Source organism: Sphaerospermopsis sp. LEGE 00249, assembly GCF_014299995.1.
Lineage (GTDB): Bacteria > Cyanobacteriota > Cyanobacteriia > Cyanobacteriales > Nostocaceae > Sphaerospermopsis > Sphaerospermopsis kisseleviana.
Genome location: NZ_JACJUZ010000107.1, coordinates 1 through 12,138 on the forward strand (window position 1 = coordinate 1; position 12,138 = coordinate 12,138).

At 35.1% G+C, this 12,138-nt stretch carries 14 protein-coding genes; 6 read left to right on the forward strand and 8 right to left on the reverse strand.

All coding sequences use genetic code 11. The features are described from left to right. Positions 1-131: 131 nt before the first annotated feature. Both H5968_RS23230 and htpG read right to left on the reverse strand, forming a co-directional pair. The gene (locus H5968_RS23230; protein WP_187041837.1) at positions 132-422 is read right to left on the reverse strand and encodes a hypothetical protein; all 291 of its coding nucleotides are present in this window, start codon (positions 420-422) and stop codon (positions 132-134) included. A 225-nt stretch (positions 423-647) separates the two neighbouring features. Continuing rightward, on the reverse strand, positions 648-2,615 hold the full coding sequence (gene htpG, locus H5968_RS23235; protein ID WP_187041827.1) for a molecular chaperone HtpG: 1,968 nt from the start codon (positions 2,613-2,615) through the stop codon (positions 648-650). A 289-nt stretch (positions 2,616-2,904) separates the two neighbouring features. Here htpG and H5968_RS23240 point away from each other — a divergent pair, with 289 nt between their 5' ends. Together H5968_RS23240 and H5968_RS23245 are read left to right on the forward strand one after the other, a co-directional pair. After that, positions 2,905-3,336, forward strand: coding sequence for a DUF29 family protein (locus H5968_RS23240; protein WP_187041828.1), 432 nt, complete (start codon positions 2,905-2,907; stop codon positions 3,334-3,336). A 93-nt stretch (positions 3,337-3,429) separates the two neighbouring features. Next, positions 3,430-3,591, forward strand: a complete 162-nt coding sequence (locus H5968_RS23245; protein WP_187041829.1) for a hypothetical protein — start codon at positions 3,430-3,432, stop codon at positions 3,589-3,591. A 74-nt stretch (positions 3,592-3,665) separates the two neighbouring features. Here H5968_RS23245 and H5968_RS23250 read toward each other — a convergent pair whose 3' ends face one another. From H5968_RS23250 to gloA, 3 genes are all read right to left on the reverse strand, one after another. After that, a complete protein-coding gene (locus H5968_RS23250; RefSeq protein ID WP_187041830.1) occupies positions 3,666-4,241 on the reverse strand; it encodes a Uma2 family endonuclease in 576 nt (191 codons plus the stop codon). An 87-nt stretch (positions 4,242-4,328) separates the two neighbouring features. Then, positions 4,329-7,013, reverse strand: coding sequence for an ATP-dependent chaperone ClpB (gene clpB, locus H5968_RS23255; RefSeq protein ID WP_187041831.1), 2,685 nt, complete (start codon positions 7,011-7,013; stop codon positions 4,329-4,331). Positions 7,014-7,174: 161 nt separating this feature from the next. Continuing rightward, positions 7,175-7,609, reverse strand: coding sequence for a lactoylglutathione lyase (gene gloA, locus H5968_RS23260; RefSeq protein ID WP_187041836.1), 435 nt, complete (start codon positions 7,607-7,609; stop codon positions 7,175-7,177). 153 nt (positions 7,610-7,762) lie between these two features. Between gloA and H5968_RS23265 the strand changes: the two genes are divergently transcribed. Genes H5968_RS23265 through H5968_RS23280 form a run of 4 tightly spaced genes read left to right on the forward strand, consistent with a single transcriptional unit; the run spans position 7,763 to position 9,690 of the window. Further along, on the forward strand, positions 7,763-8,347 hold the full coding sequence (locus tag H5968_RS23265; protein WP_187041832.1) for a Uma2 family endonuclease: 585 nt from the start codon (positions 7,763-7,765) through the stop codon (positions 8,345-8,347). A gap of 59 nt (positions 8,348-8,406) precedes the next feature. Next, entirely contained in the window at positions 8,407-8,991 is a 585-nt protein-coding gene (locus tag H5968_RS23270) for a Uma2 family endonuclease (protein ID WP_187041833.1), read from the forward strand. A gap of 14 nt (positions 8,992-9,005) precedes the next feature. Further along, complete coding sequence (locus H5968_RS23275; RefSeq protein ID WP_096572595.1) at positions 9,006-9,305, forward strand: type II toxin-antitoxin system HigB family toxin; 300 nt, start codon at positions 9,006-9,008, stop codon at positions 9,303-9,305. Then, positions 9,289-9,690, forward strand: coding sequence for a type II toxin-antitoxin system HigA family antitoxin (locus H5968_RS23280; RefSeq protein ID WP_096566331.1), 402 nt, complete (start codon positions 9,289-9,291; stop codon positions 9,688-9,690). Before H5968_RS23275 ends, H5968_RS23280 begins: the two co-directional genes overlap by 17 nt. A gap of 8 nt (positions 9,691-9,698) precedes the next feature. Here the strand turns inward: H5968_RS23280 and H5968_RS23285 are convergent, their stop codons facing one another. The 3 genes from H5968_RS23285 to H5968_RS23295 all read right to left on the reverse strand — a co-directional run bounded on the left by H5968_RS23285 (position 9,699) and on the right by H5968_RS23295 (position 12,092). After that, entirely contained in the window at positions 9,699-10,139 is a 441-nt protein-coding gene (locus H5968_RS23285; protein WP_187041834.1) for a DUF6036 family nucleotidyltransferase, read from the reverse strand. Next, positions 10,093-10,272: a hypothetical protein gene (locus H5968_RS23290; RefSeq protein WP_096566335.1), complete on the reverse strand. Its 180-nt coding sequence runs from the start codon at positions 10,270-10,272 to the stop codon at positions 10,093-10,095. The genes H5968_RS23285 and H5968_RS23290 overlap by 47 nt, the downstream gene beginning before the upstream one ends. Before the next feature lie 152 nt (positions 10,273-10,424). After that, a complete protein-coding gene (locus H5968_RS23295) occupies positions 10,425-12,092 on the reverse strand; it encodes a TaqI-like C-terminal specificity domain-containing protein (protein ID WP_187041835.1) in 1,668 nt (555 codons plus the stop codon). Between the last annotated feature and the right edge of the window lie 46 nt (positions 12,093-12,138).

The window sequence follows — 12,138 nt, forward strand, 5'->3', positions numbered from 1 at the left end:
GGGTGGTTCTGTTTGTGGGGGAAGGGGAGGAGAGTAAGTCATTTGATTTTGGATTTTAGATTTTAGATTGCTGATAAGTTCTTTAACTTAGCCATTAAGCCACAACCGCATTTGTATCTAACAGATAACGATCACCATTCATCTCTTAAAGACCTTTGCATTTCAACTGCATCTCCTCGCCAATTTAAACGCCCGATTAAATCAGAGAAATCATACTTTTTCGGTTTCTTATCAGTTGAAATAGCTAAACTTTTCACATTCTCACTATCAGAATTTAAAGCATACTGTTTTTGTAGTAATTCTGTTAAATCTGAAGATAAATCCCCTTTAAGTAAGGACATTGCTACCTGTGCTTGTTCATCTGGTGGTAACTGTTTTACAACTGCAATCAGTTGTTCTAGGGTAATAGGAATAGATATCATTGCATCTTGAAATATTGTTTACTTAATTAAATTGTAAAGCTATTTAAAACCATTTTGTTGCCAATCCTGTAAAAAATCCTTAAAAAGAAATCATCCTGTAAGTCCTCAAATCCTGTACTTCGACTTCGCTCAGTAACCAGACATCCTGATTCAGACAATTTCAATTTCCTATGTCAGCAATAACAAGATAGGGGTTTGGCATCGCTAAACCCCTACATATTGTACCTACTGACTCGCTTTTTCTGTTAACTTAGTCAACACATCATTAGACCTTTCCACAAAAGACTTCATGCCCTCAGCGTCAAAGCCTTTTTGTGACATCAACGCTAAATCATAAACGTGCTGACAAATCATTTTTGTTAACTGCGCTGTGGGTGATTCTCCATCACCTTGAATAATACTTCCTTGGTTCAAGGTTAACAAGTTTTGAATCAAAGGATGGGCGGTATTTACTAACAAAATATGATCTTCAGGAAATTCTGCATTTTGCTGTTGCATCATGGCGTTCATATCTCGCAAACGACGCAAAATTTCTGGTAACAATACCATTGCTGGTGGTGTTCCTTGGGGATTATCTGATTTTAACGCCTCGGTACGAATATTAACTTTTGGTTTGTTGAGTGATTTTTCAAATAATTCTTTGATAATTTCACTCTTGGTTTTGTTGGTTGTGGGGTCTACAATTTCCCCTGATTTATCATCTAATAATGTGTTATCAATGTCAGAGTCTACCCGTGTAAATTTAACGTCCTGATATTCTCTTTCTAGGAAGTTAATAAAGTGGGTATCAATGAAGGAGTCCATAAATAGAACTTCTAAACCTTGGTTTTTGTGAAGTTCTACATAAGTCGCTTGACTCGCTTCATCGGTGCAGTAGAAAACTTTATTTTCGTGGCGTTCTTTGTTGCGTTCTAAATATTCTTTGAGGGTGGTATAAGGTAAACTGGTGGTGTTTCCTGGGGTGACATCTTGCCAAACATCACTCTCAGAAGATTGTACTTCTACTGCGGGTATTTCTGTTTTTTCGGCTTCTAATTTGGCAGTGGTGCGGAAAACGATGATGTCTTCAACTTGTTTCTTAAATTTCTCATCGTTGAGAACACCAAATTTAACGAATGTGCCTAAATCTTTCCAGGCGTTGATATATTTTTCTTTGTCGGTGCGATATAATTCTTTCAAGCTATCGCCGACTTTTTTAGCGATGTAATCACCGATTTTTTTAACTGTGCGATCGCCTTGTAATGCACTCCGGGAAACGTTCAAAGGAATATCTGTACTATCAATTACCCCCCGCATAGGTAGTAAAAATTGAGGAATAATTTCATCACAGTTATCACTTACAAAAACCTGATTACAGAATAACTTTGTTTGTCCTTTAGTGACATCCACATCAGGGCGCATTTTCGGGAAATACAAAATCCCGTTCACAATAAAAGGATAATCTGTATTTAGATGCACCCATAACAAAGGTTCTTCTTGGAAAGGATAAAGATAGCGGTAAAATTCTAAATAATCTTCTTTAGTTAAACTGCTAGAAGATTCGCGCCAAGGTGCTTTTTGTTTATTCAAAACTTCCCCATCTAATTTGATGGGAACTGGCATAAAATCACAATAGGTTTTAACTAAATTCTTAATTCTCGCAGGTTCTAAATATTCTTCCTCATCAGGCATTAATGTTAAAGTAATGGTAGTACCGCGAGTAGTGCGGGAAGATTCATCCAAGGTAAACTCTGGTGAACCATCACAACTCCAGTGAACCGCTTGAGAACCTTCTTTGTAGGAAAGGGTATCAATTTCTACTTTTTTCGCCACCATGAAGGAGGAGTAGAAACCTAAACCAAAATGTCCGATAATTGGTTGATCGGCTTTTCCTTCATATTTGTGAATAAATTCTTCCGCACTGGAAAAAGCAACTTGGTTAATATATTTTTTGACTTCCTCTGTAGTCATTCCGATACCATTATCGGAAATGGAGAGAGTTTTGTTATCTTTATCTATGGCAATGGTAATTTCTGGTTCACCGATATCTCCGTTGTATTCTCCTGCACGGGAAACCATTTTGATTTTTTGGATCGCGTCTACTGCGTTGGATACCAGTTCCCGCAAGAAAATTTGATGATCTGAATAGAGAGATTTTTTGATAATTGGGAAAATATTCTCAGTATGGATACTGATAGTGCCTTGTTCTAACATAGTTATCCGTGTGTTTGATTTACTTGCAGATAATTCTAAGGATCAATTTTCGTCTATATATGTCTTTTTTGAGGTAAGGAATACCTCTAAATAATGATTCGGATTACACTACCATGTTAGGGGGATTGGTGACTAGGGACTCGTGACTGGTGACTGGGTACTGGGAAGAGAATTTGAGGTAAACAATTGTAACAGTATTAGTGGATGATTTTAAGTAATTATGATGAAATGGGTATATTCGACTATTTTTATAATCAATTTGAGCAATTCAATTCAGGAGGTTTGAGTTATGGAAGAATTACTAGAACTTCAACAATTACTGATAAATGGCAATATTCCTGGTGCATTGCTGCTAGTTGAAGAGATGACGGAAATGAGTAAAGATGATAAGCTGAATAAAATTTTTAGTTTTGGTAAAATTATTCTTCTGCATCTAATTAAACAAGCTGCGGAAAAACGTACCACTAGATCATGGAATTTGTTTCTTGCTAATGCAGTGAAAGAAATTCAACGCACCAACAAGCGTCGTAAATCAGGAGGAGTGTACTTTACCAGTGAAGAATTGCGAGAAACTTTAGAAGATGCTTATGAATTATCATTGAATGGTGCAGCAAAAGAAGCATTTGAAGGTAAATATGAAACTGAAGAATTAGCAGTAATGGTAGATAAGGAAATGATATTACAACAAGCTATTGATTTAATTTTAGAAAATGCCAAGTAAACAAAATAGAAAGTAAGGGTTTAGCAATGCTAAACTCTTTTATTTATATTTTATTTATAAAGTATTTGAACATTTTTTAAGTGTAATTATCCTATGAATTTTAACAACATTGACAAACAAATAAATATCACACAAGATGGAAAAGATAATACGATAATTATTACCATTCCTTCCCAACCCACACAACTACAAGCAAACCCCTTCACACCACCCCAACCCCTTGAAGGTGGACTGTTTGGAGGTGAAGAGGAATGAAACTGTATGCAGTCATAACACGATATCCTATCATCCTGGACATCCTGATTCAGACAATTAGATGCTTTGCCAAATTAAGAGGGAGATTCAAAACTTACATCTTCATAAACATCATTTATAGAACATTGAAAATCTACACTTGCTAAATGTAAATTTTCCTCCTTTCCATAACTATACAATACCCATTGTCCTTCTAAATTACGACGAAAAACATCTACATTGATTTTATTTTGACTGACTAACACATATTCTTGCAGTGTGGTTAAATTACGATAGTCAGCAAACTTATCACCTCTATCAAAAGCTTCTGTAGTAGGAGATAAAACTTCGATAATTAGACAGGGATAACGTAAAAAGTTATTAAAGGCTTTATCTCTTGAATCACAACTAACAATTACATCAGGATAATAATAAATATCCATTGTTTCAATATGTGCTTTCGTGTCGGAAATATAAGCTTGACAACCTTTTCCGCGCAGATGATTTCTTAACATAGCAAACACATTGCCACTAATAACTACATGAGTATTACTAGCACCAGCCATTGCATAAACTTGTCCCTGTCTGTATTCATGTTTGATAGAACTGGTTTCTTCTAATTCTAAATATTCTTCAGGGGAAATATAGTTATAACTAGGATTTGCAATCATCGAAAATCACCTCAATAAATATATTAGGTAATGCAACATAATCTTGTGGGGTTAATTATCCTATCCACTCCCACAAGATATATAAACCTACACCTCAGAAGATGCTTCTACTAATTTCACATTCTTTTTCCCCACAGATACTTTAACTGCTTGTTTTTTAGAGAATGTCAACCCGTTTTCACCTTTATCTATAAAAATTGTATCCCCAGAAATAAAGGTATTTTCTAACAATTTGGTAGCCAGGGGGTTTTCAACTTCACGCTGAATTGACCGTTTTAGCGGACGTGCGCCATAAACTGGATCATATCCAGCTTCAACTAAATAATCACAAGCAGCTTGGGATATTTCAAAGGAAATTTTTTGTTCTTTGAGGAGTTTTTCCACTCGTTTTAGTTGAATACGGATGATATGGCGCATTTCTGAACGACTGAGGGTATGGAATAGGATTAAGTCATCAACGCGGTTAAGAAATTCAGGGCGGAAGTGCGATCGCAAACCTTCCATCACTTTATTTCGCATCATATCATACTTTGAATCATCACCAGAAACATCAAGAATATGTTCGCTGCCGATGTTGCTAGTCATTACTATAACTGTGTTTCGGAAATCTACACCCCTTCCTTGAGAGTCAGTAACTCTACCGTCATCTAACACTTGCAGCAAAATATTAAATACATCGGGATGGGCTTTTTCCACTTCATCTAGTAACACCACAGAATAGGGATGACGACGGATAGCTTCGGAAAGTTGACCACCTTCTTCATAACCGATATATCCGGGAGGCGCACCCACTAACCGAGAAACGGAGTGTTTTTCCATGTACTCGGACATATCCAAACGCACCAAAGCATCATCAGAATCAAAGAGAAATTGAGCTAAGGCGCGGGCGAGTTCGGTTTTACCGACTCCAGTGGGTCCCATGAACAAAAATGAACCAATAGGACGAGATGGATCTTTCATTCCCGCACGGGCGCGACGAATAGCAGCGGAAACAGCAGCAACAGCTTCTTCTTGTCCAATAACTCTTTCGTGTAAATGGCTTTCTAATTTCAGTAATTTCTGGCGTTCTGACTCTAAAAGGCGGTTAACTGGTATACCTGTCCATTTGGCGACTATTTCCGCAATGTCAGCTTCGGTCACTTGTTCCCGTAGCAGGGTAGAACCTTGATTTTGAATTTCTAATAACTGGGCTTCTTTAATTTCTCGTTCTCTTTGTACTCCTTCTAATTTGCCATATTTCAATTGAGCAGCTTTGTTTAAATCATAATCTCTTTCAGCTTGTTCAATTTGCACTCTGAGCGCGTCCTCTTCTTTCTTTAAGGTGCTGATAGCTTCTAATAATTGCTTTTCTCCTTGCCATTGTTCGTTAAATGTTTGTTGTTTAACGGTTAAAGTGGCAATTTCCTGTTCTATTCTGTCTAAACGTTCCTTTGTTTGCGGTGTAGCTAGTTCTTCACCTGATAAGGATAGTTTTTCCATTTCTAGCTGCATTAAGCGTCTATCAATGGTTTCTAACTCCGCAGGTTTGGAGGTGATTTCCATTTTTAATTTCGCTGCGGCTTCGTCTACTAAGTCAATAGCTTTATCAGGTAAAAACCGATCTGCAATATAACGGGCTGATAATGTTGCTGCTGCCACTAAAGCGGAATCGGAAATTTTAACGTTATGATGTACTTCATAACGCTCTTTTAAACCCCGTAAAATGGAAATAGTGTTTTCTACGGTGGGCTGATCTACATATACCTGTTGAAACCGCCGTTCTAAGGCTGCATCTTTTTCTATAAATTTACGATATTCGTCTAAAGTTGTTGCACCAATACAACGCAATTCACCACGGGCTAACATAGGTTTCAGTAAATTACCCGCATCCATTGATCCTTGTTGGTTAGAACCTGCACCGACAACGGTATGCAGTTCATCAATGAATAGGACTACTTGCCCGTTGGATTCAGTAACTTCCCGGAGGACGTTTTTTAAACGGTCTTCAAATTCACCACGGTATTTTGCCCCAGCGATTAAACTACCAATATCTAAAGATATCAATTGACGGTTTTTTAAAGACTCAGGAACATCACCATTAACCATTCTTTGGGCTAAAGCTTCGGCGATCGCAGTTTTGCCAACGCCAGGTTCACCAATCAAAACCGGGTTATTTTTACTACGTCTGGATAAAACTTGAATTACACGCCTAATTTCATCATCACGTCCAATAACCGGATCTAATTTTCCTGCCTTTGCTTGTTCTGTTAAATCCCTACCAAAACGTTTTAAAGCTGGTTCATTCAGATCCGCAGATTCTTTTTCTCCTGCTTTTGTAGAAACTCTTTGAGTCACGCGAACATTTTTAATAGCGGTTTCTAACTTAGCAATATCAACATTTAAACCTTTAAATATCCGTCTTCCAATGCGTTCATCTTCCGCAAAAGCCAATAAAACATGACCTTCCGAGATTTCCCCTTCCTTCATTCTCCCACGAATTTCTTCGGCTCGATCTAGCAGCAAATCTAAATTTCTTCCCAGATACAACTGATCACTTTTAGCTACTTTAGGCTGACGTTTAGTATAACCTTCTAATTGCTCCTGTAACCGAATCGGATCAATTTCCGCACGGGCTAAAATACCTGAAGTTACACTACTAGATTCTTCTAAAAGAGCAAGAATTAAATGTTCTACTTCTAATTGTTGTTGTTGATAAGCGCGGACAATATCTTGAGATTTAATAACAGCATCCCAAGCTGTATCAGTAAATTTATTTGGATCTGTAGGCTGCATTTTTAAGATTTTCGATTTTAGATTTTTAAGATTGACGATTTTAGGTTATAAATTGGTGATTGGCAAATAATCACAAGTTTATACAGACGATGGTGATCGTGGCGATGGTGATGGTGGGACCAAGCCCACCCTACTCTAAGATAAGATACTTTAGACGATAATTACTGACTAACCATTTCTGCTGGGGATTTTTCTGTTTCTGTTGTACCGTGAGTAGCCAGTTGAATCAATTCAACTTTATAACCATCGGGATCTTCAACAAAAGCGATCACTGTTGAACCGTGTTTCATAGGACCAGGTTCGCGGACTACCTTACCTCCACGGTTTCTAATTTCCTCACAGGTGGAGTAAATGTCATCTACTCCCAGGGCGATATGACCATAGGCGTTACCCAAATCATACTTTTCCACGCCCCAGTTATAGGTTAATTCTATCACAGTGTGGTCGCTTTCATCCCCATAACCTACAAAAGCCAGGGTAAATTCTCCACCTGGGTAATCTTTACGTCGCAGTAATTTCATGCCCAGGATATCGCAGTAAAATTGCAAGGATTTTTCTAGGTTGCCTACCCGCAACATTGTGTGTAATAACCGCATATTCACCATTTTGATTAACTATTATATTTTATATCTCATCCTTAGAGGATGTCTGACTTTTTCACAAAACTGGGGATATTATTGTTACTTATTAAGTAAATTTTGTCAGTGCTTGTGATATAATTTATTTTAATTTAGATGGAGGAAATCATCATGCTTTCATCACCTTTGATATTACATTTTCCCTCGTCAATGCCAATGACAGATGAACAATTTTTTGATTTCTGTCAGGAAAACCGTGATTTACGCATTGAGAGAAATAAATATGGAGAAATATCAATTATGCCACCAACAGGTTCAGAAGGCGGAAATCGAGAAGGTAGAATCATCCAACAAGTAATGAACTGGACAGATGAAGATGGTGCAGGAATAGCATTTTCATCTAGTACAGGATTTAAACTTTCTACTGGTGCGGAACGTTCTCCTGATGCTGCTTGGATAAAATTAGAAAGATGGAATAAATTAACACCTGAACAACAGATAAAATTTGCTCCGATTTGTCCTGATGTGGTGATTGAGTTAATGTCCCCTTCTGATAATTTGCAACCTTTAAAAGATAAGATGTGGGAATATATGCAAGAACCAGGAATACAGTTAGGATTATTAATTGATAGAAAAAATCGGCACGTTTATATTTATCGTCCTGGGGAAGATGTAGAATGTTTAGAAAATCCTGATGTTGTGAGTTGTGAACCTGTTTTACCAGGGTTTGTTTTAAGGATGGGGAAAATTTGGTAGGTATAGATTTTTGTGAGGTTGTGCTAAAATTAATTTCACTTCAGATAGAGTAACTCATTATGCTTTCATCACCTTTAATATTACATTTTCCCTCATCAATGCCCATGACAGACGATCAATTTTTTGATTTCTGTCAAGAAAACCGTGATTTACGCATTGAGAGAAATAAATATGGAGAAATATCAATTATGCCACCAACAGGTTCAGAAGGCGGAAATCGAGAAGGTAGAATCATCCAACAAGTAATGAACTGGACAGATGAAGATGGTGCAGGAATAGCATTTTCATCTAGTGCAGGTTTTAAACTTTCTACAGGTGCAGAACGTTCTCCTGATGCTGCTTGGATAAAATTAGAAAGATGGAATAAATTAACACCTGAACAACAGATAAAATTTGCTCCGATTTGTCCTGATGTGGTGATTGAGTTAATGTCCCCTTCTGATAATTTGCAACCTTTAAAAGATAAGATGTGGGAATATATGCAAGAACCAGGAATACAGTTAGGATTATTAATTGATAGAAAAAATCGGCACGTTTATATTTATCGTCCTGGGGAAGATGTAGAATGTTTAGAAAATCCTGATTTTGTGAGTTGTGAACCTGTTTTACCGGGGTTTGTTTTAAAGATGGGGAAAATTTGGTAGGTATAAATAGGAAGATGCACGTTATTAGTTTTAGAATATTGAGGGAATATATAGAAAATCATGCAGATTCTCAGGAAGCACTAAACAACTGGTATAAGATTGCTAGTAAAGCTAAATGGTCAAACTTAATTGAAGTACAACAGGTTTTTCCAAAAGCTGAAGCTGTTGGTAACTTCACAGTTTTCAATATTAAAGGGAATAAATACCGATTGATTGTTAGCATAGATTATGAAGGACAATTAATTTATATTAAATATATCCTCACTCACCCAGAATACGATAAGGATAATTGGAAAAATGACCCTTACTTTTAATCCAGAAAAATACAAAGAATTATTAAACGCATATCTCCCCAGAATTATTAAAAATGAGGCAGAAAATGAACAAGCTTTAGCTATTGTAGAAGATTTAATGCACCGAGAACGCAGTCCTGAAGAAAATGAACTTTATCAATTGTTAATAACGTTAATAGAAAAGTTTGAACAAGAATATTATCAACCTGTTCAACAAAATAATCCTCTATCTCTGTTGTTGTTTCTTTTGGAGGAGTCTGGGAAAACTAAAGCTGATTTACAAGATTTTTTAGGTTTAGAAGGTGTGGTTGATGATATTTTGAATGGTAAGCAGACAATAAGTTTAGAAGTAGCTGAAAAGCTGGGAGATTTTTTTCATGTAGAAGCAGGTTTATTTCATGATTAGCTGGTATCTTAATCTTGTAAATTCTCTAAATCAGCTAAATCTTGTAATCTCCCTGATGCTTGTTTATTTAATTTCAAATTTTCTAAATCAATAAAATTAACAAAAATATTATCAATTTTTATCTCTATTCTGGCCTGATAACAGGTTGTAAAGTCTATTCCATCTGGTGTAGTAATTAAATCAATGCGATTAGGAGGATAACCTAATTGAATAATTTGATCAGCGCATTGGAAATCTTCAGCAGTTAAACCCAAACTACCAAAACCAAATTCCACTAATGCCTTCATCAGTTTTTCAGCATTTTCCTGACTCATTTCGATCCAAATATCAATATCTTTGGTATAGCGAGGGTGTCCATGAATGGCTACTGCATAACCACCAATTACTAAATACTTTACTTGATTATCGTTTAATAATTGTATAAACTCTTTGAAATCTTGGTTCAACATTGTACTGATATTGGTGATATTCCTGACGAATTTGTTCTAGTGCTTCTAAACGTTTTTGATATGATTGCTTCTGCCAATAATAAAAATCGCTTTTCTGTTGTTTTTGATTAATTTTAGTAACAACTTTTTCCATTATTCATTTCAATAAAGTGCTATCCATAAAATTATAACTCATGAGTAGCATCTTGCAAACCCCTGTATTTTATAAATCAATATTTCCGCTTTTCGCTTTTTCCACTTTCTCAACTTGCTTAGGTACTTCTATTGTGTAAATTTAGGTACAGTTTATCCTGCTATTATTTTAATCTCTTCTGCTGTTAAATTATAAAGTTGATAAACCATTTGATCAATTTCTGCTTCTAATGCGGTTGTATCTGCATTCGGATCTGATTTTTTAGCTGTGAGAATTTGATCAACTAATTGTGTCAGAATGTCTTGATCAAGATTAGAAATTTGAGGAATAGGGATTTGTTCAAAGTATTGAGGTTTTACTTCAAGATAACCTCCACTTCTGACAACACAAATATTTCTCAAAAAATACCAAATTAGCCGAGAATTAAGGATACCAAGTAAATACTTTCCCTTGACACTTATTGGTAAAAATACTGCTGGTGCATTGAGATAAGTACCTGATTCATCAAAACAAAATTTATTTGATTTTTGCAGATTAGGAAATATAATTTTAGGTTGGGTAAACAAATCATAGTAAGCACAGTTTCTTAATTCCCACCAATATTGACCTTTGTCATATCTTTTTTTAGCTTTTTTCTGAAAATTTAATAGATGCTTAAAAATACTTGAGTATTGTTTTTTCATCGTTTCTAAAGCGTCATCTTCTGTTAGCTTACCAAAATTTAATTGTGTAGATTTACTGGCAAATATTATCATCCATTTATCAGCAGATGGAGTAACCCATTTTTTAATGTCTTTACCATCAAAAACAGGTTTTAATTCTGGATCATTAGACATTTTTTTATTAATGATAAAAGCCTCATTTAAACCAGTTAATATACCACGATAACATTTACCAAATATATCTATAATTCGATTATTTTTATTGAGTTTATTTAATAATTCTTGCTCACTATCATTTCTAAAAAGCCATACCTCACCTGATAATGATTGATGAGAAATTCGACTAAAATGTTCGGGGTTAAAAAGATTTACCCTGTCATGATATAGAGTTTTATTAACTTTAATAAAATCAAAACTTTCATGAACATTATAAGATTTGGAAGCAAGAAAAATAATTGTATAAGTAGTAGCTTCATCAAATACAACTACGGAAGTAAAATCTAAATACTTTTCAATGGTAAAATTTTTGATCACAAAATCTCTTAGTATTTTACCAGCAGTTGTTTTATCATAAGTATTGTTAATAAAACAGAATTTACCTTGATTGGCTAAAATTGAATGTGAAACCTCATAAAAATAATAAAATATATCTCCAGCAGTAGCAAAGGTAGTAAATTTATTTTTTAGATAGATTTTTAAATATCCTAATTCTTCTGATCTAATATAAGGAGGATTACCAATTACTACATCAAAACCAATAAAATCACCATCATTATTTAATACTTCAGGAAACTCAAAACGCCATTCAAAAGCATAAGTGTAAATTTTGCCATTTTCTATTTCTTCAATCTCAACCCGTAACTTATCAATTTCATTATTTAACTGACTAATTCTTTGAACCCGCAGTTTTTTCTCATCTTCACTTTCTTCTAGTAATAAGGTTTGATTTTCCAGATTGTAAACTTCCCCCTCTAATTGTCTTAATTTAGTTTTATTAGGATCACTTAATCCCAAAGTTGTTTTAAAATTACTTTTAATATCGTTAATCAATTTGTTCATTGCTCTTTTTTGTTCTCGATTTTCAGCATTGCGGTAAGTTTGTACAGCATTTCTATAAATTTCAATACTGCATTTACTTCTATTTAAAGCAACTCGCAAATCAGCATCTAACGCAAAACGACTAATTAAAGAATTACCACATTTA